This is a genomic window from Caulobacter sp. DWR3-1-2, assembly GCF_049896225.1.
GTDB lineage: Bacteria > Pseudomonadota > Alphaproteobacteria > Caulobacterales > Caulobacteraceae > Caulobacter.
Map to the genome: position 1 here is coordinate 134,292 of NZ_JAFCTW010000007.1, position 22,860 is coordinate 157,151.

Consider the following 22,860-nt stretch of genomic DNA (forward strand, 5'->3'; position numbering starts at 1 on the left):
AAGGCCGGGACCCAAGCCGAGCTTGGGGTTTCGTGCTGAGTTCGGACCGGCAATCCCGCTTGGGTCCCGGCCTTCGCCGGGATGAGTGGAGAGAAAGGGGCCGGGCACTGCCGAATCCTACTGCGCTGGGCGCAACGCGCCGGCGCCGCTCGCGGCGGCCTTCGGCGCGACGCCCGACGACGGCCCGCCGGTGTCGGTCAGCAAGTTGATCTTGCTGAAGCCGGCGTTGGACAGCGCCGCCATCACTTGGGCCACCGTAGCGTAGTTGGCCTTGCCGTCGGCCCGCACGAAGATCGGCTTGTCATAGCCGTCGCCGGCGACGGCGTTCAGGCGCGGGGCCAGGTCGGCGAAGGGCACGGGGGCCTCGCCCACGAAGGTCGAGCCGTCGGCCTTGATCGAGACGGTGATCGGCTCCTGCTGGTTCTGCAGGGCGGCGGCCTCGGTCTTGGGCAGTTCCAGCGGCACGCCGGCGGTCAGCAGCGGCGCGCTGATCATGAAGATGATCAGCAGCACCAGCATCACGTCGACCAGCGGCGTGACATTGATCTCCGACAGGGCGCCCTTGCCCCGGCGGCCGCGACGACGGCGACCGCGACGGCCGCCGGTGGCGAAGGCGTCATTGGCTGACATCGCCATGAGGCTAGACCCGCTCGCTCAGGCGACGCTGGATGGCCGTCGACAGGTCGTCGGCGAAGTTCTCCAGCCGGCCCGCGTACTTGCCGGCGTCGGTCGAGAACTTGTTGTAGGCGATATAGGCCGGAATGGCGGCGATCAGGCCGATGGCGGTGGCGAACAACGCCTCGGCGATCGACGGCGCCACCACGGCCAGCGAGGTGTTCTTCGACAGGGCGATGCTCTGGAAGGCGTGCATGATGCCCCACACCGTGCCGAACAGGCCGATGAACGGGCTGGCGGTGGCGACGATGGCCAGACTGCCCAGGCCCTCCTCGGCCTTGCCGGTCTCGCGCGAGATCAGCGTGTCCATCATCCGGTCGATGCGCTGGATCAGGAAGGCGGCCTGGCTCTCGCCGATCGGACCCTTGGCCTTGGCGTCGCGCCATTCCTTCAGGGCCGACTGCAGCATGCGCGGCAGGGGATGGCGCGGATTGGCCCCGGCCTGGGCGGCGACCTCCTCCAGCCCCTGGCCGGAACCGACTTGGTCCTCGAACCGGTTGGCGGCGCCGTTCAACGCGGCGAAACGGAACAGCTTGTCGATGATCACCGCCCACGAGCCCAGCGAGGCCAGGATCAGGCCGATCATCACCGCCTTGACCACCCAGTCGGCCTGGAGGAACAGCGAGATGAAGGAAAAGCTCTGGGGGCCTGCGGCGGCGTCCATGCGGGGTCAGCTCCGTCGGGGCGTCTAATCGTAGGAGCAGGTCATAGCGCACCCGCTCAGGTTCCGTTGCGCCTTACTGGCATGAAGCGGCGCAATGGTGAAACTATGACGCCTGGCGGGCGGGATGGTTTTTGATTGCTCAAGCTTGAACCTCAAGCCACGGCGCGAGCTTGGCCGCCATCTCCGGCGCGGGCTTGCGCGGCCGGCCGCCCAGGGTGATGCACACCGCCTCGCCCGCCGCCTGGGCGATCAGGTCGTCGCCGCGGGTGATCGTCTGGGTGAAATAGAGCCGCACGCCCTTGATCCGGTCATAACAAGTGCGCACCAGAAGGGCGTCGTCGACCCGCGCGGCCTTCTTGAAGTCCAGCGCCATGCGGGTGATCGCGAAGGCCGTATCGACCGCCGCCAGCTCGGTGTGCGAAATCCCCACCAGCCGAAAGAAGTCGCTCCGCCCGCGCTCGAAATAGCGCAGATAATTGGCGTGATAGACGAGGCCGGAGAAGTCGGTGTCCTCGTAGTATATGCGCACCGGCAGTCGGTGCTCGCGGCCCTCGAAAACGCCGGCGGTGGGTTCGATCATCCTGGACTCCGGCTTGAGCGACATCTTGGGCTCCCGCCCTTGTAGTGCTACGCTGGCCCCATGAAAATCGAGCCTTCCCTGTTCGATGAGATTGATGACGACGCCGAGGCCGCCGCCGACGCGCGGGCCGAGGCCGACGTCGCGGCGGGCCGCACGATTAGCCATGAGGCGGTCACGCGCTGGCTGGCGTCCTGGGCCAGCGGCGCACCTACGGTGCCTCCCAAGCCAGGTGACTAGGCCTTGCGTCGGGTGATCTGGACGAGCGAGGCCATCGCCAATCTCAACAATATCTTCCGCTATATCGCCGGCTTCAACCCGTCGGCCGCCGCGCGCCTGGCGCAGCGGTTGCAGACGGCGGCCAATAGCCTGATCGATCATCCCGAACGCGGGCGCCCCGCTTCGCGCGGGTTACGCGAACTGGCCGCAATCCATCCCTATCTGATCCGTTATCGGTTTTCCGGTGAGACCGTGGTCATCCTGCGCATCCGCCATGGCGCACAAGAGCCAGACTAGAGCATTTCCCGACCTGACTGCGTCAGGCCGTGAGCTCTAATCTGTTGTTTTGACGCATTTTTCTTCACGCGAACCGGAACCACTTCGCTCGAAAAATGCTCTAATGGGTCTGGGCCTTGGCCTAGGTCACGATGAACTCGCCGAGCTCCAGAGCTTGGCGCGCAACGAGCTCGACCGGGTCGCTGTGCGGTTCCTTGAGTTTGAGCATCAAGACGCCGTCGTCATCCCAGAGGGCGATGTCGCCGCCGGCGAATTCGAAGGTCGCCTCTCCGCGCTCCATCACGCCTCTTCCCCAAACAGCCCGCCCTGCACGATCTTCGGCACGCTCACCGGCTCCTGCAAGCCCAGGTGCAGATAAGCCTTGCCACAGGCCATCCGCCCGCGCGGGGTGCGCTGGATGAAGCCCTGCTGCATCAGATAGGGCTCGATGACGTCCTCGACCGCGTCGCGGGCCTCGGCGATGGCGTAGGCCAGGGTCTCGACCCCGGCCGGGCCGCCGCCATAGTTCTCGATCAGGGCGCGCAGGTAGCGGCGGTCGAGAGAATCCAATCCGAGTTCGTCGACTTCAAGCCGCGCCAGGGCCATGCCGGCCGCCTTGCGGTCGATGACGCTGGCGCCGTCGGCCTCGGCGAAGTCGCGCACCCGGCGCAGCAGGCGGCCGGCGACCCGGGGCGTGCCCCGCGCCCGGGCGGCGATCTCGGCGGCGCCCTCCTCATTCAGCGGCGCACCCATCTTGCGGGCGGCGCCCAGCAGCACGAGCTGCAGCTCCTTGGGCGTGTAGAATTCCAGGCGGATAGGGATGCCGAAACGGTCGCGCAGCGGCGTCGCCAGCATGCCCGCCCGCGTCGTCGCCGCCACCAGGGTGAAGGGCGCCAGGTCGATGCGGATCGAGCGGGCCGAGGGTCCCTCGCCGATGACCAGGTCCAGCACATGGTCCTCCATGGCCGGATAGAGGATCTCCTCCACGGTTGAGGGCAGGCGGTGGATTTCGTCGATGAACAGGACGTCGTTGGCTTCCAGATTGGTCAGGATCGCCGCCAGGTCGCCGGCCTTGTTGAGCACCGGGCCGGAGGTGGCGCGGAAATTGACGCCCAGCTCACGCGCCACGATCTGGGCCAGGGTGGTCTTGCCCAGGCCCGGCGGGCCAAACAGCAGCACATGGTCCAGGGCCTCGCCCCGGCCCTTGGCGGCCTCGATGAAGATCCGCAGATTGGCCTTGGCCTGCTCCTGGCCGACGAATTCGGCCAGGGTCTGCGGGCGCAGGGCGCGGTCGCTGGAGGTGGGGATCTGCTCTTGGGGCTGGGCTTCGCCGGAAATGATGCGGGTCATATCCCCCCTCCGTAGGCTGCGCCGACACCTCGCCCACAGGGGGAGGACTTAGGGGCGCAAATCCTCCCCGTGTGGGGGAGGTGGCCCGAAGGACCGGTGGGAGGAGTGAGACGAACGCTCACCGCCCCAACTCCTGCAGTCCCGCCTTGATCAGCGCCTGGACCGTCGCCTCCTCGCCCAGCCTGGCCGCCGCCGCCTCGACCACCCGGCGGGCGTTGACCTCGGCCACGCCCAGGCCCATCAGCGCCGCCACGGCGTCGCCGGTCGGGGCCGGCTTGGCGGGGGCCGACGCTACGGCGCCCGGCGCGGTCATCAAGACCGGCCCGTCGGTGATCGGCTTGCCCTTCAACTCGGTGACGATCCGCAGGGCCAGCTTGGGCCCCACGCCCGACGCCCGCCCAACGGCGGCCTTGTCCTCGCGCGCCACGGCGCTGGCCAGCTCGGCCGGTGACAGCACGTCCAGCACGGCCATGGCCGCCTTGGGTCCCACGCCCTGGATGGCCTGCAGCAGCACGAAGGCCCGGCGGTCCTCGCGGGCGCCAAACCCATAGAGGCGCAAGCCGGCGCTTTCGCTCCACTGGCTCTCGATGTGCAACAGGGCCTCCTCGCCGAGGGCCGGAAGCCGCTGCAAAGTCCGCGACCCGCAGCGCACGACATAGCCGACGCCCATGACGTCGATCAGCGCCTCTTCCTCGCCGATCTCGGCGACGGCGCCCCTCAGTCGACCGATCATGCGACCCTCCGGTTGGCGATCCGCAGGTTGGCGTGGGTGATGGCGACGGCCAGGGCGTCGGCGCAGTCGGCCGTGGTCTTGCCGGCCGTCGGCAGCAGGCGGGCGATCATGAAGCCGATCTGGGCCTTGTCGGCCGCCCCGGTGCCGACCACCGCCTTCTTGACCAGGCGGGTGGAATATTCGGCGACCAGAAGCCCGGCGCGGGCGGGGGCGATCAGGGCGGCGGCGCGGGCGTGGCCCAGTTTCAGGGTGGATTGGGCGTTGGTGTTGAGGAACACCTCCTCCACCGCCGCCTCGTCGGGGCGGTGCTCTTCGATCACCGCGCAGATGCCCTCGAACAGCCAGAGCAGGCGCGAAGCGAAGTCGGCCTTGTCGTCCGGGGCGATCACCCCGTGGGCGACATGGCCCATGCGCGAACCCTCGATGGTGATCACGCCCCAGCCGGTGCGGCGCAGACCGGGATCGAGGCCCAGGATTCGGATCGGGATGCGATTCGCGTTCATCATGTGTTCTCGCACCATCGCCTGTCTTGCCCGTCAGGAAAAGGCGCGACTTGCCTTACAAAACCTTAATCCGCGCTAGAGAACCCAGGGTTGCCAAGACGCGGCTCCCAGCACACAAGAACGCTTCCGTCGCGTGTGGGGGCGCTTTGCGATGGCAGCCATCGTCTTCCTTTCCTTTTTCGCCGCCGCTTGGTGGGTCGGCGGCGTGCAGTTTGGTCACGCGCCGGTCGGCCTGGCCCTGGTGGGACCCGTGATTTCCGTCCTGCTGGTCGTCTTTGCGCGCGGCCGGATGAAGGGCGAGCCCGCTCGCGCCCCCGCCGACAAGAAGCGGGCGGGCCGCGTGCTCGCCCTGGCCGGGGCCGGCGAGGGCCTGGCGATGTTCGTGGCCGCCAACGTGCTGCTCAATCTGGGCCGGCTGGACGATCTGTTCCCGGTCTGCGCGGTCATCGTCGGCCTGCACTTCCTGCCGCTGGCCAAGTGGATCCCGGCCCCGATCTACTATGTCACCGGCCTGCTGCTGGTGCTGATCGGCCTGGGGGGCCTGGCCCTCGATGCCGCTCACCGGCCGCTGGCGATCGGTTTGGCTGCGGCGGTGGTGCTGTGGGGCAGTTGCCTCGCCCGGCTGGCCAAGCCGGCGGCGAGCGCGGTCCCGGCCTAGGCATCGCGCGGAAAAGTGGCCACCGGTTTTCCGCAAAAGCGATGCTAAAACAAAAGTCTAGAGCAAGCCGTGCGACTCCTACATCGCGCGGCTTGCTCTAGGCCGGGCTCAGCACCGGCTGGCAGAACAGCCGCTCCAGCAGCAGGCGTTCGACCGCCAGGGCCTCGACGGCGACGCAGACCTCGGCATTGGGCTCGCCTTCGATCCGCTGCAACCGGCCCATGCCCGCGCCATCGGTGATGACCCGCACGCGCGCCGGCTCGAAGCCGAACAGCCGAGGCGCGATCAGGCTGACGGCGGCCACCGCGTCGTGAGGATGGCAGCCGTCGATCCCCCAGGCCTTGTGGTGAAAGGCGGCATAGGGACCCAGCGCCCGGTTCAGCCGGACCGACAAGGGTGTGCCGCAACTGGCCGCGCCAGCCGCCATGGCCTCCAGGGTCAGGGTCACCTGGGAGGTGATGTCCAGCGGAATGAGGCGCGGAGCGACCCCGGCCGCCAGCACCCGAGCCAGGGCATCGGCGTCGCTCCAGCTGTTGAAGTCGGCGCCGCCGGCCGCCTTGCCCTCGACCGCGAAGGCTCCGGCCATCACCGTCGGACCCCAGCCGCGAAAGGCGCCGGGCTCCTCCAACAGGCCTTGGGCCAGATTGGTCAGCGGGCCCAGGAACAGACCCGTCAGCTTGCGACGCGCGCAATAGGCCAGCAGGCTGGCGCCGTGGCCGTGGTCCAGTTCCGGCAGCTTCCAGCGCTGCGAAAAACCCGCGCCGTTCAGGCCGTCGACGCCATGGGCCGGTCGCATCCGTTCGACCCGCCGCTTGGCCAGGCCCGAGCCGGCGCCGATATAGACCTCGGCCGCGCAGCCCGCGAGCCGCAGCACGCCCCGGGCGTTGGCTGCGGCCTGGTCGACATAGGTGTTGCCGAACACCGCCGACACCGAGACCACGTCAACCGCGTCGGGCGCGCGCGCCAGCAGGGCCAGGGCCAGGGCGTCGTCCACGCCGCAGTCGGTGTCGATGTGCAGGCGCAACGGCATGGGGGGAGTGTAGCGCGGTCGGCCTCGTCGCGGAAAGTCCGAGACGCAAAATCCCTCTCCCCTTGCGGGAGAGGGGGGGCCGCGAAGCGGGTCGGGTGAGGGGTCGAAGACCGCCTAACGCCGCGCCCAGCGGTGAGGACGAACGCCGCGTCAGATGTCTGAGAGACCCCTCATCCGTCGGCTTCGCGACACCTTCTCCCGCAAGGGGAGAAGGAAATCACCCCAGCCTCGCCACGTCCTCGTCGCTGATCTCTTCGTTGGAATAGACCGCCTGCACATCGTCGTCGTCGTTGAGGGCGTCGAGCAGTTTCATCAGGGTGACCACGGCCTCGCCGGTGACGGGCACCTGCATCTTTGGGCGCCAGGCGATCTTGGTGTTGGAGGCCGGGCCGAACTTGGCTTCCAGGGCGGCGGCGACCTCGTTGAGGCTTTCGAAGGCGGTATAGACCGTGTGGCCCTCGCCCTCCTCGTCCATGTCCGACACCACGTCGTCGGCGCCGGCCTCGATGGCGGCCTCCATCATGGCGTCTTCGCTGGCGGCCTTCGCGGGGTACGAGACCTGGCCGACGCGGTCATAGTTGAAGGCCACCGAGTTGGTGGCGCCCATGTTTCCGCCCAGCTTGGTGAAGTAGGAGCGAACATTGGCGGCGGCGCGGTTCTTGTTGTCGGTCAGCACCTCGACGATGACGCCGACGCCGCCGGCCGCCACGCCTTCGTAGCGGATTTCGGCATAGTCGGCCGCGTCGCCCATCTGCGACTTCTTGATCGCCCGGTCGATGACGTCCTTGGGCAGGCTCTCGGCCTTGGCGTTGTTGACCGCCAGGCGCAGGCGCGGGTTCATGTTGGGGTCGGGCAAGCCGGCCTTGGCGGCCACGGTGATTTCCCGCGACAGCTTGGAAAACAGCTTGGAGCGCGCGGCGTCGGCGCGGCCCTTGCGGTGCATGATGTTCTTGAATTTCGAGTGGCCGGCCATTCGGAGGCTCTTCTCTGATCTGGAATGGAAAGGTAGGGCGCGCTTCTACCGTCTGAAACGGGGTTTTGTCACCCCGCGTCGCTTCGGAAGCCGCTCGCCGGCTGGAACCGCGCCCCGGCCCAGCGGTTGAGGTGGGGTGTCCCTATCGCGATCAGGCTCCCCCGGACGCCGCCGCGTCTTCGGGCGCCAGGAGCCAAGATCATGCGCAACTTCATGCTTGTCGCCGTCTCGACGGCGCTACTGGCGGCGACGCCCCTGGCGGTGTCCGCCCAAAGCAGCCAGCCGATGGGACCGCCCGGCGACCGCCACCCCGCGCCCAGTTCCAATTCGCCCATGGGGTCCATGGGCTCATCCAACATGGATCATCAAGACCATAGCCAGGATCGCGGCATGGGCCATGACATGGGCCACGACATGGATCGCGGCGACCACATGGGCCGGGGCGACTATGGCCGCTGGGACGATCATTGGGGCTCGCGCCCGCCGCACCCGCCCAAGTCCTACTCGCGCCATGGCAATTGGTACCAGCATGTGCGCGCCTGCCAGACCCGCTATCGCAGCTACAATTCGCGCACCGACACCTACGTCGTTCGTCGCGGAGTCGTGGCCCGCTGCCGGCTGTAGCCTGGCGCGCAAATAGGGCCTCCCGCACAGGGGACGGAACTTTCGGCGTCACGCCACCTTCAGCTCGACCTCGATATTGCCGCGCGTCGCCTTCGAATAGGGGCAGACCTCATGGGCGGCGTGCAAGACCTTCAGCGCCGTCTCGGCGTCGAGACCGGGCGCGTTGAGCATCAAGCGTACGCCGACGTGGAAGCTGGTGTCGTCCTTGATCAGGTCAACCTCGACGTCCAGGCTGTGCTCACCCAGCTTGACGCCCTGGCTGCGGGCCACCAAGCCCAGCGCGCCGAGGAAACAGGCTCCGTAACCGGCCGCGAACAGCTGCTCGGGATTGGTCCCCTCGCCATCGCCGCCCATCGACTTGGGATAGCCCAGCTTGACGTCCAGATGGCCGTCGTCGGTCCTGGCCGTGCCTTGACGGCCGCCGATTGCGTGGGCGTGAGCGGTATAGATGGCGTCGGTCATGGGAGGGCTCCTGGGGCGGACAAGGTTGCGCGGCGATTGTTGGCCGAAGGCGTGACGGACACAAGCGTGGCTGAATGAAACCCTCTCCCGGAGGGGAGAGGGAGGGGCCCGCCGCAGAGCGGTGGGAGGGTGAGGGGTGACGCCGTTAAAGTGAAACCCTGGTTACTTTGCTTGCCACAGCCGCGCACAAGGCCAAGCTCGTTCCATGGATCCGATCGCAACCGCTCGCCGTCTGAGACGCGGCCAAACCCTGGCCGAGGAAAAGCTATGGACGATCGTTCGTGGCCGTCGCCTCGGGGGCTACAAGTTTCGCCGCCAGGTTCCGATCGATCGTTACTTCGCCGACTTTACCTGCCGGGACGCGCATCTAATCGTCGAGCTCGATGGTCCAACCCATGAAGGCCGCGAAGACCATCACGCTCTGCGCACCGAGGCGCTGCAGCGCTGCGGCTATCGGGTCCTACGGTTCGGCAACGAGGTCGTACTTGCCGACCCAGGCGGCGTCGCCGAGGCCACAGGCGCGGCGCTCCGGTTGACGGCGTGACCCCTCACCCTCCCACGCTTCGCGCGGGCCCCTCCCTCTCCCCTCCGGGAGAGGGCTGTCAAACCTCCGGCACCGTCTCCTTCAGACGCCCGCCCATGCGGATCGGCTCGACGCGGACCGCCAGGCCCGTGCGGTCGTCGGTCTCGACGAACACGCCGCAGATCGTGGCCGGGCCGCTGGCGGGCTGGTAGCGGCCGCCGCTGATCTTGGTGGTGAAGCGCCGCAGGGGCTCTTCCTTCTGGTTGCCGATCACGCTGTCATAGTCGGCGCAGGCCCCGGCGTCGGTCTGGTAGGCGGTGCCGCCCGGCAGGATCTGGGCGTCGGCGGTGGGCACGTGGGTGTGGGTGCCGACCACCAGCGAGGCGCGGCCGTCGCAATAGTGGCCCATGGCCATCTTTTCGGAGGTGGCCTCGCAGTGCATGTCGACCACCACCGCGTCGGCCACCTGACCCAGCGGCGCCTTGTCCAGCTCGCGGTCGGCGGCGGCGAAGGGGTCGTCCATGGCGTCCATGTGCACCCGGCCCAGCAGGTTGATGACCATGATCGTCCGGCCGCCCTCGGTCTGGAACAGGTGGCTGCCCTTGCCCGGCGCGTCCGACAGGGCCGGATAGTTGGCCGGACGGATCAGCCGCGGTTCGCGGACGATGTAGGTGAGCGCCTCACGCTGGTCCCAGCTGTGGTTGCCCAGCGTCAGGCAGTCGGCCCCGGCCTCGAACAGCTCGCGGGCGGTGTTTTCTGTGATGCCGAAGCCGGCGGCGGCGTTTTCGGCGTTGACGATCACGAACTCCAGCTGGAGATGGCGACGCAGGGCGGGCAGATGGTCGGACAGGCCGTCGCGGCCGGACTTGCCGACGACATCCCCGAAGAAGGCAAAGCGCATGCGGAATTAGTCCTTTCGGACCGCGATATACGCGCTTTCGGTCAGGATGGCGTCCAATCGTTGGTCGTGGGGTTCGACAGGCAGGCCGTGTGTCTCCTGGCCCACATAGCCCAGCCCCAGCATGAACACGTCGCCCCTGGCCCGCAGCGCCTCCAGCGCCCGGTCGTAATAGCCTCCGCCCTGCCCCAGCCGGCGACCTTCGCGGTCGAAAGCCAGCAGCGGCGTGATGACCAGGTCGGGATCGAGCGCGGGCTTGACCGGCTCGGGCGCGTTCATGCCGGCCTCGTCGCGGGTCAGCGTGTCGCCCGGCGTCCATTGGCGGAAGACCATCGGGCCGTTCTCCGCTTCCACGCGGGGCAAGGCCAGGGCCCAGCCTTGCTCGAGCAACCAGGCGGCCAGATGGCGGCGGGGGTCGATCTCGGCGCCGACGCCGGCATAGAGCGCCGCGACCTTGCCGGCCGCATCGGGGAAGCGGGCGCTCAGGGGGCTCCGCGCCACCTCGACGATCATCCAGTCGGCTTCAGGGTGCTCAAGGGCCAGCGCCTTGCGGCGGTTGCGGACCAGCAGGCGCAGGGCGGCCTTGGCGACGGCGGGATCTTTGATGGCCATCATGCCTATATGAGGGAAGGTGGCGGCGCCGTGAAGAACCGTGAAGACGTTTCAATCCACTCGAACCTGGTTTGACAGGTGGGCGTCGTGTTCCCGCAGCCACGGCCACGGGAGGGAACAACTCCCTAGAGGTAGATTACGGTCCCTGGGAATAGAAATCTTCGACGAGGGCCACAGCAGACCCGCCGTTGAGGGATATAGGCGTTCACAGGGTGGATAGCCAGTGCGCGCTGTGACGCGGAGACGTAAATCCTCCCCCTGTGGGGGAGGTGTCGGCGCAGCCGACGGAGAGGGGAGTGTTTGGGAGATGGCCAAAGTCAGGATCGACGATCCTAAGCCTCCCCCCACCGGCGCTTCGCGCCGCCTCCCCCACGGGGGGAGGACTGCTCCCTACCCCTGCGCCAGCGCCTCGATGCGCTCGGACGCCGCGTCCAGCGCCTTGACCGCCCGGATCTCCACCCGCGTCTGTTCGGTCTGCAGGCGGGCCAGTTCGGACTGGGCGTGGGCCAGGCGCAGCTTCAAATCCGACAGCTCGTCGGCCAGCAGCAGGGCGCCCATCAGGAACAGCCGGGTCTCGCCCAGCTGGCCGACATCCTGGCTGACCTGGCGGACCTGGCGGTCAAACAGGCGGGCGATCTCCAGCAGGTGGGCTTCCTGCCCGTCTTCGCAGCCGACGTTGTAGGGGCGGCCGTTCACCTGGACGGTCAGTTGCGCCATGCTCAGGCCTCCTTTTCCGGCCGGTCCAGATGGCCGCCGAACAGGTCGTCGCTCTGGTCTTCGAGCGCCTCCTCGTCGTCGTCATGGACGCCCTCGGTGATCAGGCTCTCGTCGCCCAGGGCGGCGCGGATCTCGGCGATGGCGCGGCCGAGGGCTTCGGACGCCTGTTCGCCGGCTTCTTCCAGAGCCCTTTCGCGAGCGCGGGCGGTTTCCAGCTCGGCGGCCAGCGCCTCGGCCTTCAACTCGGCGTTGGCGTCGAACAGGCCGGCGGACGCCTCGACTGGCGCGGTCGGACGCGCAGCGCGGTCGGCGGCCAGCTTCTGTTCCAGCTGGGCCACGGCGCGCTCGAGGCGGCGCGCGGCGAGCTCCAGGGCGTTGCCTTCGCCAGGGGTCATCGAGAGGGTCCAATCATCCGGCGCAACATATAGATCAGCGCCCGCTTCGCCACCCGCCATGGCGACAATTGGGCGACGAAACGGTGTTCATCACATTACCAAACGACGAGGCTGCGTTCCTGGGGTTGACTTCCCCGCCCCGCGTCGCAAAACGCCCCGTAAAATCAAGGTAACGTCGGTCGACCCGGCCGAACGCTCGTTAGGAGAAAGACCTCATGGCTCTTCGCGTCGCCATCAACGGTTTCGGCCGGATCGGACGTCTCGTCCTGCGCTCCATCGCCGAGCACGCGCGCCGCGACATCGAGGTCGTCGCGATCAACGACCTGGGCCCGGTCGAGACCAACGCCCACCTGCTGCGCTATGACAGCGTTCACGGCCGCTTTCCCGGCGTCGTCACCTCGGGCGAGGACTGGATCGACGTGGGCATGGGCAAGATCAAGGTCACGGCGATCCGCGACCCCAAGGACCTGCCGCACAAAGAGCTGAACGTCGACATCGCCTTCGAGTGCACCGGCATCTTCACCGCCCGCGACAAGGCCGCCCTGCACCTGGAAGCCGGCGCCAAGCGCGTGCTGGTCTCGGCCCCCGCCGACGGCGCCGACAAGACCATCGTCTACAAGGTCAATCACGAGGTCCTGACCGCCGACGACATCGTCGTGTCGAACGGCTCCTGCACCACCAACGCCCTGGCCCCGGTGGCCAAGGTGCTCAACGACCTGCTGGGCATCGAGCGTGGCTACATGACCACGATCCACAGCTACACCGGCGACCAGCCGACGCTGGACACCATGCACAAGGACCTCTACCGGGCCCGCGCCGCCGGTCTGAGCATGATCCCCACCTCGACCGGCGCCGCCAAGGCCCTGGGCCTGGTGCTGCCAGCCCTGAAGGGCAAGCTGGACGGCTCGTCGATCCGCGTGCCGACCCCCAACGTCTCGGTCATCGACCTGAAGGTCGTGCCGTCGCGCGACACCACGGTGGACGAGGTCAACGCCGCCCTGCAGGCCGCCGCCGACGGCGAGATGAACGGCGTGCTGTTCACCACCACCGAGCCGCTGGTCTCGTCGGACCTCAATCACATCGCCGCCAGCTCGACCGCCGCCCTGCCCCAGACCCAGGTCATCGAGGGCAAGCTGGTCCGCGTGCTCAGCTGGTACGACAACGAATGGGGCTTCGCGACCCGGATGGCCGACACCGCCCTGGTGATGGCGAAGTTCCTGTAAAAACTGATGAATTCGCGAAGGCATTCCCTAGCGATTTCGATCTCGGTGCTCGCCGCATTCGCGGCGAGCACCTTTAGCCTTTCAGTCTGGGCGGCCACGCCACCTAAGCCGCTTTCCAGAGGGGTTCTTGTCCCCGACGGATTTTCGACCGCCCTGGATTTTCGTGGGCAGGCTCCAAACGTCCAGCGATCGCGCGTTATGGGCTTGGTCGAGGGAATGCTCCTATCCGGCTTACTCGGATCCCCAGAGCAGAACGTAACAAATCTTCAGCATTGTGTCGTCGGAATGACTGACGAACAAATCATGCTGATTTTCAATAAATTTATATCAGAGCATCCAGAGAGATTAGACGAATACGAACACGTCGTATTCTTCGCAGCTCTCAAAAATGCATGCAACACGCGAGGAAAGCCGTTTTGACTAAGTTCCGCACCCTCGACACCGCCGATCTCGCCGGCAAGCGCGCCCTGGTCCGGGTGGACTTCAACGTGCCTGTCGATGGCGGCAAGATCACCGACGACACCCGCCTCCGCGCGGCCCTGCCCACGATCCACTATCTGTCGACCAAGGGCGCCAAGGTGATCCTGCTGGCCCACTTCGACCGCCCCAAGGGCAAGGTCGTGCCGGAGATGAGCCTGGCCTTCGTGGCCGAGCCGCTGGGCAAGCTGCTGGAGCAGGAGGTGGCCTTCGCCGCCGACTGCGTGGGTCCCAAGGCCAAGGCCGTGGTCGACGCCATGGAAAACGGCGGCGTGGCTTTGTTCGAAAACGTCCGCTTCCACGCCGGCGAGGAGAAGAACGACGCCGACTTCGCCGCCCTGCTGGCGGAAAACGGCGACCTCTATGTCAATGACGCCTTCAGCGCCGCCCACCGCGCGCATGCTTCCACCGTGGCCCTGGCCCGCCTCCTGCCGTCCTATCCGGGCCTGGCCATGCAGCGCGAGCTGGACGCCCTGGACGCCGCCCTGGGCAATCCCAAGAAGCCGGTGCTGGGCATCGTCGGTGGCTCCAAGGTCTCGACCAAGCTGGATCTGCTCAACAACCTGGTCGCCAAGCTGGACCGCCTGGCGATCGGCGGCGGCATGGCCAACACCTTCCTGTTCGCCCAGGGCCACGATGTCGGCAAGTCGCTCTGCGAGAAGGACCTGGCCGACACCGCCCGCCAGATCATCGCCACCGCTGAAAAGTCGGGCTGCGAACTGCTGCTGCCGGTCGACGTGGTGGTGGCCAAGAAGGTCGCCCCCGGCGTCGACGCCGAGACCCGCGACTTGGCCGATGTCCAGCCCGACGACCTGATCCTGGACGCCGGTCCCAAGAGCGCCCAGCGCCTGATCGAGGCTATGGACGCCTCCAACACCCTGATCTGGAACGGCCCGCTAGGCGTGTTTGAAGTGCCACCTTTCGACGAAGCGACTGTTTCGGCGGCAAAACACGCCGCCAAACTCGCGAAATCGGGTAAGATCGTCGCCGTGGCCGGTGGCGGTGATACCGTGGCGGCCTTGAACCACGCGGGCGTGTCGAGCGATTTCACTTTCGTCTCGACGGCCGGCGGCGCGTTTCTTGAATGGATGGAAGGCAAGACGCTTCCGGGTGTCTCGGTCTTGGAGGCATAGGCAGGAAAAAGACTTACCGGGTCCCCCACGGACCGCTCATCCCGGCGAATGCCGGGACCCAGATTCATCTGGAGCGGCTCGCGGGCTTCACCTGGGTCCCGGCATGCGCCGGGATGAGCGGATGATAGATGGGCGAAGAACGCAAAGCGTCAAAAGCCCCAAAAACAAGAAACGGCCCAACCACTTCACGCTTGCAGGAGACACCACGTGGCGAGGATCACGCTAAGACAGCTATTGGACCATGCGGCGGAGCACAGCTACGCCCTGCCCGCCTTCAATATCAACAACATGGAACAGGGCCTGGCGATCATGGAGGCGGCGGAAGCTGTCAATTCCCCGGTCATCATCCAGGCCTCGCGCGGCGCGCGGAACTACGCCAACGACATCATGCTGGCCCGGATGATCGACGCCCTGGCCGAGATCTACCCCAACATCCCGGTGTGCATGCACCAGGACCACGGCAACGGCCCGGCCACCTGCGCCACGGCGATCCAGTACGGCTTCACCTCGGTGATGATGGACGGCTCGCTGCTGGAGGACGCCAAGACTCCCGCCACCTACGAGTACAATGTCGAGGTCACCCGCAAGGTGGTCCAGATGGCCCACAGCTGCGGCGTCTCGGTCGAGGGCGAGCTGGGGGTCCTGGGCTCGCTGGAAAGCGGCATGGGCGAGGCCGAGGACGGCCACGGCTTCGAGGGCAAGCTCAGCCACGACGAGCTGCTGACCGACCCCGACCAGGCGGTCGACTTCGTGCAGCAGACCGGCGTCGACGCCCTGGCCATCGCCATGGGCACCAGCCACGGGGCCTACAAGTTCACGCGCAAGCCCGACGGCGACGTCCTGGCGATGAACGTGATCGAGGACATCCACCACCGCCTGCCCAACACCCACCTGGTGATGCACGGCAGCTCCAGCGTTCCGCAGGACCTGCAGGACATCATCAACCAGTACGGCGGCGCCATTCCCCAGACCTGGGGCGTGCCCGTGGAAGAGATCCAGCGCGGCATCCGCCACGGGGTTCGCAAGGTCAATGTCGACACCGACAACCGCCTGGCGATCACCGGCGCGATCCGCAAGATCCTGGCCGAGCACCCGCACGAGTTCGACCCGCGCGCCTATCTGAAGCCCGCCAAGGAAGCCATGCGCAAGGTCTGCCAGGCCCGGTTCGTCGAGTTCGGCTCGGCCGGCCATGCCGACAAGGTCAAGGCCCTGTCCACCGCGACCATGGCCAAGCGCTATGCGTCCGGCGAACTGCACGCCAAGTTCGGCGAGGCGGCCAAGAAGGCGGCGGCAGAGTAGGGCTTAGGGTTCAAACCCGCCCAAAAACCCCGAGCGGAGATCGGGGTGAACAATCAGGCCTCCTCGGGCGACCGGGGAGGCCTTTTCCGTGCGCCTCAAGGCAACCCCCACCCTCGCCGGCCGTTACCTTTCCCCATTGGTTTCAAGGATACGCACGATGATACTTCCCAAGGGCGCCCTCGTGGCCGTCGTCGATGGCGAGAAACTGGTGATGTTCAAGAACACCGGCGACCAGACGCCCGAACTGACGGCCCTGCCCACCCCCGATATCGACGGCGACGGCGGCGGTACGGGCGGCCACGCCTCCAGCTCGGCCAATCCCGACGAAAGCACCAAGTCGGAGGATGGCTACGCCGCCGGCGTCGCCGCCGCGCTGAACAAGCAGGCCCTGACCAACCAGTTCGAGCACCTGTTCGTCGTCGCCGCCCCCAAGACGCTCGGCGAGTTGCGCAAGCATTGGCACAAGGCGCTGGAAGCCAAGCTGGTCGGCGAACTCGCCAAGGACCTGACCGGCCAATCCGCCGACGCGATCGCCACGGCCATCGCCCACGCCTGACCGGCGCCTGCGCCCGGCAAAAAGGCCTCCCAGAGCAATCTGGGAGGCCTTTTTCTCGCCTGGATTTGAAGTGCTCTGCGGGCTGGGCGGCCGCGTTCTAGAGCATTTTTCGAGCGAAGTGGTTCCGCTTCGCGTGAAGAAAAATGCGTCAAAACAAAAGATTAGAGCTCACGGCCTGACGCAGTCAGGTCGGGAAATGCTCTAGTCGGCGACGCCGCAGGGATTGGGACGGGTTATGGCCGAGGTTCAAACCACTTTTCCCGGCGCGCCGGCCAAGGCCTCCCTGGCCTTGGTCACCAGGGCCTCGTCGGGGATCGGCGAGGCCTTCGCCCGGGCCCTGGCGGCGCGAAGCCACGACCTGGCGCTGGTCGCCCGCCGGCCCACCCGGCTGGAGGCCCTGGCCGCCGAGCTTTCCGCCGCCCATGGCGTCACCGCCTTCGCCATCCCAGCAGACCTGTCGCTGACGGGCGCCGAAGCCACCGTGCTTGACGCGATCCGCACAAGGATGGAGAGGCGTTGGCCTGACTAAAATCCGCTTGCCCGGCGAAGGCCGGGGCCCAGATCCCGGAGCGGTGTGGTGGGTTGCAAGAGCTCAGAGCTTCTGGCGTCAGCCCCGCCGCCATTCCATCTGGACCCCGGCCTTCGCCGGGAAGGCGGATTTAAAGCGGAGGATAGGCATGCGCCCCGCCGTTGGGGTCTTCGACCGCGCCCGGGGCGGCCAGGTAGTCGGGCCCGATCGGGACCTTGCCGTGACCGTCGGGGATGTCGAGCACATAGGTCGGCTGACACAGGCCCGAGAACCGGCCCCGGATCTGGCGCATCAGGGCGCGGCCCTCGTCCACGGTGGTTCGCAGATGGCCGGTGCCCGGCGCGTGGTCGCCATGGTGAAGATAGTAGGGTCGGATGCGCGCCTCCACGAACGCACGCATCAGCAGGCCCAGCGTCTCGGGGTCGTCATTGACGCCGCGCAGCAGCACGGTCTGGCTCAGCATGGGGATCCCGGCGTCGATGATCCTCGCGCAGGCCGCTCGCGCCGCCGGCGTCAGCTCCCGCGCATGGTTGGCGTGCAGGGCGACATAGACCGCCTTGCCGGGGACCTTGAGGGCTGCGACCATCTCAGCGGTGATCGCCGCCGGATCGACCGCCGGCACGCGGGTGTGAAAACGTACGACCTTGACATGGTCGATGGCCGCCAGCCGCTCGCCGATGTCGCGCAGCCGGCGCGGCGACAGCACCAGCGGGTCGCCGCCGGTGACGATGACCTCCCATATGTCCGGGCGGTCGGCGATATAGGCGAAGGCGTCGTCCAGCTGGGCGGGCGTCAGGCTTCGCAAGCCTTCCGGCCCGACCATTTCGCGGCGAAAGCAGAACCGGCAATAGACCGCGCAGGTGTGGGTGGGCTTCAGCAGCACCCGATCGCGATAGCGGTGGACGATCCCCTCGACCGGGCTGTGGGTCAGGTCGCCGATGGGGTCAGCGGTCTCGGCCGGTGTCTGGATCAGTTCGGCCTCGTGCGGCAGGAACTGGCGGGCGATGGGATCGCTCTCGTTGGCCGGGTCGATCAGCTCGACCATGGCCGGCGTGATCGCCACCGCGTACCGGGCCGCCACCTGCTCGAGCGCGGGCAGTCGCTCCGGAGCGATCAGGCCGGCGTCGGCCAGCGCCTGGGCGCTGCGGAGGGTGCGGGCGGGGGTCATGAGGCCGGCGGTATGGCGGATTGAAGCGACTGACGCAATGCGGCCCACTGACGGGGACATGCCCTTGGGCGTGTCCCCAGTCGCATCCCCGACATCACGCCTGAACTCGGGGACATGCCCTTGGGCGTGTCCCCGTCAGTTGGAGGTGCTAGCACCTAGCCGCCCGCCACCGGCGTCCACATCACCTGATCCACCCGGCTCGCCCCGGCCGCCAGCATCACCAGCCGGTCGAAGCCTAGGGCCGAGCCGGAGGCGTTGGGCATGATCGCCAGGGCCGCCAGGAAGTCCTCGTCCAGCGGGTAACGCTCGCCATAGACCCGGGCCTTCTCGTTCATCTCGGCCTCGAACCTGCGGCGCTGTTCGGCGGCGTCGGTCAGTTCGCCAAACGCATTGGCCAGCTCGACGCCGCAGGCATAGAGCTCGAACCGTTCGGCCACGCGGGGGTCGCCGGGCTTGGGCCTAGCGAGGGCGGCCTCGGCGACGGGGTATTCGCAGAGGATCGTCGCGCGGCCGACGCCGAGATTAGGCTCGACCTTCTCGACGATCACCCGGCTGAACACATCGGCCCAACTATCATCTCCTGCAACGCGGATCCCGACGGCGGTCGCCGAAGCGGCCAGAGCGTCGCGGTCCGTAGAACCGTCCGCGCCGATCGAGGCCAGCAGATCGACCCCCGCGTGGCGCGCGAAGGCCTCCGCCACCGTCACCTGCTCGGGCGCGGCGAAAGGATCGCAGATCTTGCTCCGGAAGCGAAATTCCCGCGTTCCGGCGGTTTCGGCCGCCAAGGCCACCAGCGCGGCGCAGTCGTCCATCAGCGTCTGGTACGGCGCGTCCACCCGGTACCATTCCAGCATGGTGAACTCGGGATGGTGCAGCGCCCCGCGCTCGCGATTGCGCCAGACCTTGCCGAAATCGAAGATCCGCCGCTCGCCCGCCGCCAGCAGCTTCTTGCAGGAAAACTCCGGCGAGGTGTGCAGGTAAAGCGGCGCGGCCTCCCCCGAAAGGGTCACGGCGGCGGTCTCGAAGGCGTGAAGATGGGCCTCGTTGCCGGGCGACACCTGCAGGGCGGCGGTCTCGACCTCGATGAAGTCCTGACCCTCGAACCAGGCGCGGAACGCGGCCTTGATCCGGTTGCGGACCAACAGGAACGGCCGCCGGTCGGCGTGGCTTTCTGGGCGCCACCAGGGCGAGGCGGAGGCAAGCGGCACTGGAAAGTCCCTCGGGCGGGGTGGCGAACTTGGCGGGGATCGCTATAGGAGGGCGATATCTAACGCAATTCGCGCGCTCTCGGGCCGGCGCGAGACCTAAGGACAAGATAAGTGAAAGTCGCCGCCAGCTCGCTCAGGAAGGGTTTCGTCGTCGATATGAACGGCAAGCTCTACGTCGTTCTCAACGTCGAAAACATTCACCCAGGCAAGGGCACCCCGGTGACCCAGCTGAACATGCGCCGCATCTCCGACGGCGTGAAGGTGTCGGAACGTTACCGCACGACCGAGACCGTCGAGCGCGCCTTCGTCGACCAGCGCGACCACACCTTCCTGTATCAGGACGGCGAGGGCTATCACTTCATGAACCCGGAAAGCTTCGACCAACTGGTGGCCACGCCTGAAGTGATCGGCGACCTGGGCGCCTATCTGCAGGAGGGCATGGTCGTTCAGCTGTCGACCCACAACGACCTGCCGATCTCGCTGGAACTGCCGCGCACCGTGACCCTGGAAATCGTCGAGACCGAACCCTCGGTGAAGGGCCAGACGGCGTCGTCGTCGTACAAGCCGGCGATCCTGAGCAACGGCGTGCGCACGATGGTGCCGCCCTATATCGCCGCCGGCACGCGAGTGGTCATCCTGACGGAAGACGGCTCGTATCAGGAACGGGCGAAGGACTAATCGTCAGACCGGAGGGCGGCGAATACTTGCCCCCACCTGGCGACTTCGTCTCCTGTCCGCCCCCATAGGGAGCGGAGCCCAACCGGGCGAGCTCCGCCCCCTATGGGGGCGGACAGACCGCGAAGCGCTCAGGTGGGGGCAAGTGCGTGAGCTGCTACCACTTCAGCACCCACCGCCCGAGCAACGCCCCCAGCGCCCCGGTTCCCAGCACGCCGAGCGTGTACCAGACCCCCACGAACACCATGGTGCTCTCGCCGCAGTGCAGGCCGTAGACCGTGGCCGCCACGCCGCCGGCGAAGGCTCCCGCCGCGAAGCCGGTCAAGGTGGGCCGGGTCGGGGCCATGCCGCGCAAGACCAGCAGGGTCGCCGCCAGGCCGGGCAAGGCCAGCATCAGGATATTGCGGGCGCAGACCGTCCAAGAGTCGCCGCGCAACATGGCCATTCTCTGGTCGGGCTCGCTGAGCACACCCTGTGTCAAGCCGGCGACCAGGAACAGCGTCAGCACCGCCGCCCCGAAGGTCAGGGCCCGGCGAGGCGCGCCGTCCGGCCGGGCCAGGCGCTCCAGCGCCCAGAAGCCAGCGATCGCCAACAGCGCCGTGTAGCTGGCCTTCATCCAGAACATCCGGCCGGTCATCGCCTGCGCCAGGTCGGCGCGGGTGTGCAGCCAGGCCAGCACCAGGGCCGCCAGGGCGCCAGCCCCCGCGACCCCCACGAGGCGGCGCTGCACCGCGCGGCCCGGAATGGCGCGCGGGGCGGTGGCCAGCTGATCGATCAGATCATCCGTCCGCACGACCACGCATCCTTTCGCGAAGAGACTTGAGCGCCCGGTGCAGGGCGACCTTGGCCCCGCCTTCCGAAACCCCGGCGCGTGCGCCAGCTTCCGCAAGGCTGAGGCCGTCGATCTTGACGCCGCGCACCAGGTCGCGCTGGCGTTCGGGCAGGGTGTCCAACGCCCGACCCAGGTCCAGCGTCGAGCCGGGGTCGGGAGCATAGGCGGCCAGGATCTCAACATCGTCGTCGAGCGGCACGGTCAGGCGAATGCGGCGGCGGCGCCAGTAATCGATCAGCTTGTAGCGCGCCAGGGCGAAGGCCCAGGGGGTGAACGGCTGGGCGCGATCATAGGTCGCGCGCCGCGTATGCACCGCCATCAGGGTCTCTTGCACCAGGTCCTCCACATCGCCGGGCGCGTCGCGCATGCGGCGCTCGAAATAGGCGCGCAGACGACCACCAAGCTGCGACAGCAACAACCGATAGGCCGGGGCGTCGCCGTCCAGGCCCAGCAGCATCAGCGCCTCCAGGTCGGCTTCGGATATTTTTGATCGCCCTTGACCGGGGCGGAACGGCAAGGCCGCTTCTGGACTTCACCAGCCGCCGTAAACCGGCCCGAACCGGTGCTCCAGGGCATCGACCTCGCGTTCGGCGTCGCGGCGCGCCCACTCCGCCCGGCGGCCGTCCTCGACGGCGGAGCGCTGTTCGCTGCGCAGGCGGTTCAGGCGGTCGCGCAGTTCGTGCTTCTGCTCGTCGTTGAGCTTGGGATTGCGCAGTTCGTCCTCGACGCCCCTCGCGTCACGGTCGCGCTTCTCTGCCCGGCGATCGGCGCTGTCGCGGTCGGACATCGCCTGGTTGAGCCGCGAGGCGGCCGCGTGGACCAGCTTGCCGTCGGCATAGGCCGCCAGGAAGTCGCCTTCGATCCGTTCCGGACAGACCCCGGCATAACCATTGCCCTGGCGACCTTCCTGAAAGCCGCGCGGCGGCGTGCAATAAAGTTTCAGGCCCTGGTCGCGGGCCGCGAAATAGGGGGCGGGATCGGGGGCGACGCCCGCCTTGGCGCAGGCCTTGGCGTGGTCGTCCAGCCGGCTCTGCGGACGCCCCGCCTCGCCGTCCTTGAAGCCCACGCCAGCCCAGTCGCCCTGCAGGCAGGCGTCCTTGCTCATGGTTTCACAACTGGCCAGCAGCAGCGTGCCGGCCAGGATCAAGATCAGCAACAAAGGACGCATGGAAACCCTCCCCCCAAACGATGTTGGAGGAAGCTAAAGCTTGACCGCATGAACGGTCGATGAACCGTGTTATTTTAATGCACCGTAACGCGTGGGCGCTTCCAGAGCTCTTCGGTCAGAGCGTTGGCGAAGCCTAGCCAGCCGAGATAGGGGCTGGAAAAGCCCGAGGCCGGGACGACCAGCTTGCGCGCCTGGATCGCATAGGCCCCCGAGGCCGCCAGCGACGCCGCCGCGGCGCCCAGTTGCCCGCCGAGACGCTTGGCCCCCAGGGCCAGCCACAGAGCGTTGAAGCCCTGGACCAGGCTCCACAGGGTCAGCGCCCGAGTGCGGGTAGGACTGGACGGCGCGTTCCAGATCCGCAGGCCCGACAGGGTCATGGCGATGAACAGCGGCGGGAGGATCAGGCTGGTCAGCTTCTTGGGCTGGTGCGCCACCGGCTCGTGCATTTCGGCGTAGCCGACGGCGTATTCCTCGTCGTCGATCATCCGCTCGTGACGGCGCCCCAGCAGGGTGGACACCAGGATCGCCCCGCCAGCCAAGGCCAGGCCGAGGGCCAGCTGGGCGCCCGCCGAGGTCGGGGTATCGTCTTTCATGTCGATCTCGAACGACTCGCGGCCGGCGTGGGCCCGCCTCCCGTGGGATCTACCGTTCGGGATGTGCATGCCGGGACTCCTCGCGAAACATGGCTGTAACCCTTTCAGCT

31 protein-coding genes are annotated in these 22,860 nt (G+C 67.6%); 11 read left to right on the forward strand and 20 right to left on the reverse strand.

Translation table 11 applies throughout. The features are described 5' to 3' along the window. Positions 1 to 117: 117 nt before the first annotated feature. The 3 genes from ACP696_RS12300 to ACP696_RS12310 all read right to left on the reverse strand — a co-directional run bounded on the left by ACP696_RS12300 (position 118) and on the right by ACP696_RS12310 (position 1,919). A complete protein-coding gene (locus tag ACP696_RS12300) occupies positions 118 to 636 on the reverse strand; it encodes an ExbD/TolR family protein (protein WP_426014598.1) in 519 nt (172 codons plus the stop codon). 4 nt (positions 637 to 640) lie between these two features. Next, a complete protein-coding gene (tolQ, locus tag ACP696_RS12305) occupies positions 641 to 1,339 on the reverse strand; it encodes a protein TolQ (protein WP_426014596.1) in 699 nt (232 codons plus the stop codon). Between the two features lie 139 nt (positions 1,340 to 1,478). Next, positions 1,479 to 1,919 carry a YbgC/FadM family acyl-CoA thioesterase gene (locus ACP696_RS12310; RefSeq protein ID WP_426014756.1) on the reverse strand — a complete coding sequence of 147 codons (441 nt, stop codon included), beginning with the start codon at positions 1,917 to 1,919 and terminating at the stop codon, positions 1,479 to 1,481. Positions 1,920 to 1,979: 60 nt separating this feature from the next. Here ACP696_RS12310 and ACP696_RS12315 point away from each other — a divergent pair, with 60 nt between their 5' ends. Together ACP696_RS12315 and ACP696_RS12320 are read left to right on the forward strand one after the other, a co-directional pair. Further along, complete coding sequence (locus tag ACP696_RS12315; protein ID WP_426014595.1) at positions 1,980 to 2,156, forward strand: CopG family transcriptional regulator; 177 nt, start codon at positions 1,980 to 1,982, stop codon at positions 2,154 to 2,156. A gap of 12 nt (positions 2,157 to 2,168) precedes the next feature. Beyond that, complete coding sequence (locus ACP696_RS12320) at positions 2,169 to 2,432, forward strand: type II toxin-antitoxin system RelE/ParE family toxin (protein ID WP_426014755.1); 264 nt, start codon at positions 2,169 to 2,171, stop codon at positions 2,430 to 2,432. Between the two features lie 121 nt (positions 2,433 to 2,553). Here the strand turns inward: ACP696_RS12320 and ACP696_RS12325 are convergent, their stop codons facing one another. The 4 genes from ACP696_RS12325 to ruvC form a co-directional block, all read right to left on the reverse strand. Continuing rightward, positions 2,554 to 2,715: a hypothetical protein gene (locus ACP696_RS12325; RefSeq protein WP_426014594.1), complete on the reverse strand. Its 162-nt coding sequence runs from the start codon at positions 2,713 to 2,715 to the stop codon at positions 2,554 to 2,556. Continuing rightward, positions 2,712 to 3,761: a Holliday junction branch migration DNA helicase RuvB gene (gene ruvB, locus ACP696_RS12330; protein WP_426043835.1), complete on the reverse strand. Its 1,050-nt coding sequence runs from the start codon at positions 3,759 to 3,761 to the stop codon at positions 2,712 to 2,714. Before ruvB ends, ACP696_RS12325 begins: the two co-directional genes overlap by 4 nt. A 118-nt stretch (positions 3,762 to 3,879) precedes the next feature. Then, positions 3,880 to 4,494 carry a Holliday junction branch migration protein RuvA gene (gene ruvA / locus ACP696_RS12335; RefSeq protein ID WP_426032971.1) on the reverse strand — a complete coding sequence of 205 codons (615 nt, stop codon included), beginning with the start codon at positions 4,492 to 4,494 and terminating at the stop codon, positions 3,880 to 3,882. Next, positions 4,491 to 5,012, reverse strand: a complete 522-nt coding sequence (gene ruvC / locus ACP696_RS12340) for a crossover junction endodeoxyribonuclease RuvC (protein WP_426014752.1) — start codon at positions 5,010 to 5,012, stop codon at positions 4,491 to 4,493. The genes ruvA and ruvC overlap by 4 nt, the downstream gene beginning before the upstream one ends. 136 nt (positions 5,013 to 5,148) lie before the next feature. Between ruvC and ACP696_RS12345 the strand changes: the two genes are divergently transcribed. After that, positions 5,149 to 5,655 (forward strand): hypothetical protein, encoded by a 507-nt coding sequence (locus ACP696_RS12345; protein WP_426043836.1) that lies wholly within the window; start codon positions 5,149 to 5,151, stop codon positions 5,653 to 5,655. A gap of 97 nt (positions 5,656 to 5,752) precedes the next feature. On the opposite strand, the gene ACP696_RS12350 is transcribed toward ACP696_RS12345, so the two are convergent. Together ACP696_RS12350 and ACP696_RS12355 are read right to left on the reverse strand one after the other, a co-directional pair. Beyond that, positions 5,753 to 6,685 (reverse strand): nucleoside hydrolase, encoded by a 933-nt coding sequence (locus ACP696_RS12350; RefSeq protein WP_426014586.1) that lies wholly within the window; start codon positions 6,683 to 6,685, stop codon positions 5,753 to 5,755. Between the two features lie 217 nt (positions 6,686 to 6,902). After that, positions 6,903 to 7,658 (reverse strand): YebC/PmpR family DNA-binding transcriptional regulator, encoded by a 756-nt coding sequence (locus ACP696_RS12355; RefSeq protein WP_426014583.1) that lies wholly within the window; start codon positions 7,656 to 7,658, stop codon positions 6,903 to 6,905. A 201-nt stretch (positions 7,659 to 7,859) separates the two neighbouring features. On the opposite strand from ACP696_RS12355, the gene ACP696_RS12360 reads away from it, so the two are divergent. Then, complete coding sequence (locus tag ACP696_RS12360; RefSeq protein WP_426043837.1) at positions 7,860 to 8,282, forward strand: BA14K family protein; 423 nt, start codon at positions 7,860 to 7,862, stop codon at positions 8,280 to 8,282. A 48-nt stretch (positions 8,283 to 8,330) separates the two neighbouring features. Here the strand turns inward: ACP696_RS12360 and ACP696_RS12365 are convergent, their stop codons facing one another. Next, complete coding sequence (locus ACP696_RS12365) at positions 8,331 to 8,744, reverse strand: organic hydroperoxide resistance protein (protein WP_426043838.1); 414 nt, start codon at positions 8,742 to 8,744, stop codon at positions 8,331 to 8,333. 205 nt (positions 8,745 to 8,949) lie between these two features. Between ACP696_RS12365 and ACP696_RS12370 the strand changes: the two genes are divergently transcribed. Further along, entirely contained in the window at positions 8,950 to 9,288 is a 339-nt protein-coding gene (locus ACP696_RS12370; RefSeq protein ID WP_426043839.1) for an endonuclease domain-containing protein, read from the forward strand. Positions 9,289 to 9,346: 58 nt separating this feature from the next. Here ACP696_RS12370 and ACP696_RS12375 read toward each other — a convergent pair whose 3' ends face one another. The 4 genes from ACP696_RS12375 to ACP696_RS12390 all read right to left on the reverse strand — a co-directional run bounded on the left by ACP696_RS12375 (position 9,347) and on the right by ACP696_RS12390 (position 11,889). Beyond that, complete coding sequence (locus ACP696_RS12375) at positions 9,347 to 10,168, reverse strand: TIGR00282 family metallophosphoesterase (RefSeq protein ID WP_426014576.1); 822 nt, start codon at positions 10,166 to 10,168, stop codon at positions 9,347 to 9,349. A 6-nt stretch (positions 10,169 to 10,174) separates the two neighbouring features. Then, positions 10,175 to 10,780: a 5-formyltetrahydrofolate cyclo-ligase gene (locus tag ACP696_RS12380; RefSeq protein WP_426014574.1), complete on the reverse strand. Its 606-nt coding sequence runs from the start codon at positions 10,778 to 10,780 to the stop codon at positions 10,175 to 10,177. Between the two features lie 387 nt (positions 10,781 to 11,167). Then, positions 11,168 to 11,494 carry a cell division protein ZapA gene (locus ACP696_RS12385; protein ID WP_426014572.1) on the reverse strand — a complete coding sequence of 109 codons (327 nt, stop codon included), beginning with the start codon at positions 11,492 to 11,494 and terminating at the stop codon, positions 11,168 to 11,170. Between the two features lie 2 nt (positions 11,495 to 11,496). Then, the gene (locus ACP696_RS12390) at positions 11,497 to 11,889 is read right to left on the reverse strand and encodes a hypothetical protein (protein WP_426014570.1); all 393 of its coding nucleotides are present in this window, start codon (positions 11,887 to 11,889) and stop codon (positions 11,497 to 11,499) included. Between the two features lie 215 nt (positions 11,890 to 12,104). On the opposite strand from ACP696_RS12390, the gene gap reads away from it, so the two are divergent. From gap to ACP696_RS12415, 5 genes are all read left to right on the forward strand, one after another. Continuing rightward, complete coding sequence (gene gap, locus ACP696_RS12395; RefSeq protein WP_426014568.1) at positions 12,105 to 13,112, forward strand: type I glyceraldehyde-3-phosphate dehydrogenase; 1,008 nt, start codon at positions 12,105 to 12,107, stop codon at positions 13,110 to 13,112. A gap of 416 nt (positions 13,113 to 13,528) precedes the next feature. Then, entirely contained in the window at positions 13,529 to 14,722 is a 1,194-nt protein-coding gene (locus ACP696_RS12400) for a phosphoglycerate kinase (RefSeq protein WP_426014566.1), read from the forward strand. Between the two features lie 207 nt (positions 14,723 to 14,929). Further along, positions 14,930 to 16,021, forward strand: a complete 1,092-nt coding sequence (fba, locus tag ACP696_RS12405) for a class II fructose-bisphosphate aldolase (RefSeq protein WP_426014565.1) — start codon at positions 14,930 to 14,932, stop codon at positions 16,019 to 16,021. Positions 16,022 to 16,178: 157 nt separating this feature from the next. Continuing rightward, positions 16,179 to 16,577, forward strand: a complete 399-nt coding sequence (locus tag ACP696_RS12410; RefSeq protein WP_426014563.1) for a host attachment family protein — start codon at positions 16,179 to 16,181, stop codon at positions 16,575 to 16,577. Between the two features lie 235 nt (positions 16,578 to 16,812). Beyond that, positions 16,813 to 17,106: an SDR family NAD(P)-dependent oxidoreductase gene (locus tag ACP696_RS12415; RefSeq protein ID WP_426014561.1), complete on the forward strand. Its 294-nt coding sequence runs from the start codon at positions 16,813 to 16,815 to the stop codon at positions 17,104 to 17,106. A gap of 130 nt (positions 17,107 to 17,236) precedes the next feature. Here ACP696_RS12415 and ACP696_RS12420 read toward each other — a convergent pair whose 3' ends face one another. Together ACP696_RS12420 and epmA are read right to left on the reverse strand one after the other, a co-directional pair. Next, positions 17,237 to 18,274, reverse strand: coding sequence for a lysine-2,3-aminomutase-like protein (locus ACP696_RS12420; RefSeq protein ID WP_426014559.1), 1,038 nt, complete (start codon positions 18,272 to 18,274; stop codon positions 17,237 to 17,239). A gap of 155 nt (positions 18,275 to 18,429) precedes the next feature. Then, complete coding sequence (epmA, locus tag ACP696_RS12425; protein WP_426031783.1) at positions 18,430 to 19,482, reverse strand: EF-P lysine aminoacylase EpmA; 1,053 nt, start codon at positions 19,480 to 19,482, stop codon at positions 18,430 to 18,432. Positions 19,483 to 19,593: 111 nt separating this feature from the next. On the opposite strand from epmA, the gene efp reads away from it, so the two are divergent. Further along, positions 19,594 to 20,160: an elongation factor P gene (gene efp, locus ACP696_RS12430; RefSeq protein WP_426043840.1), complete on the forward strand. Its 567-nt coding sequence runs from the start codon at positions 19,594 to 19,596 to the stop codon at positions 20,158 to 20,160. Between the two features lie 154 nt (positions 20,161 to 20,314). On the opposite strand, the gene ACP696_RS12435 is transcribed toward efp, so the two are convergent. The 4 genes from ACP696_RS12435 to ACP696_RS12450 all read right to left on the reverse strand — a co-directional run bounded on the left by ACP696_RS12435 (position 20,315) and on the right by ACP696_RS12450 (position 22,750). Beyond that, positions 20,315 to 20,950, reverse strand: a complete 636-nt coding sequence (locus tag ACP696_RS12435; RefSeq protein WP_426043841.1) for an NrsF family protein — start codon at positions 20,948 to 20,950, stop codon at positions 20,315 to 20,317. After that, positions 20,937 to 21,446: a sigma-70 family RNA polymerase sigma factor gene (locus ACP696_RS12440; RefSeq protein WP_426043842.1), complete on the reverse strand. Its 510-nt coding sequence runs from the start codon at positions 21,444 to 21,446 to the stop codon at positions 20,937 to 20,939. Before ACP696_RS12440 ends, ACP696_RS12435 begins: the two co-directional genes overlap by 14 nt. A gap of 75 nt (positions 21,447 to 21,521) precedes the next feature. Continuing rightward, positions 21,522 to 22,157 (reverse strand): DUF2799 domain-containing protein, encoded by a 636-nt coding sequence (locus tag ACP696_RS12445; RefSeq protein ID WP_426043843.1) that lies wholly within the window; start codon positions 22,155 to 22,157, stop codon positions 21,522 to 21,524. Positions 22,158 to 22,231: 74 nt separating this feature from the next. Further along, positions 22,232 to 22,750, reverse strand: a complete 519-nt coding sequence (locus ACP696_RS12450; protein WP_426014548.1) for a tryptophan-rich sensory protein — start codon at positions 22,748 to 22,750, stop codon at positions 22,232 to 22,234. Between the last annotated feature and the right edge of the window lie 110 nt (positions 22,751 to 22,860).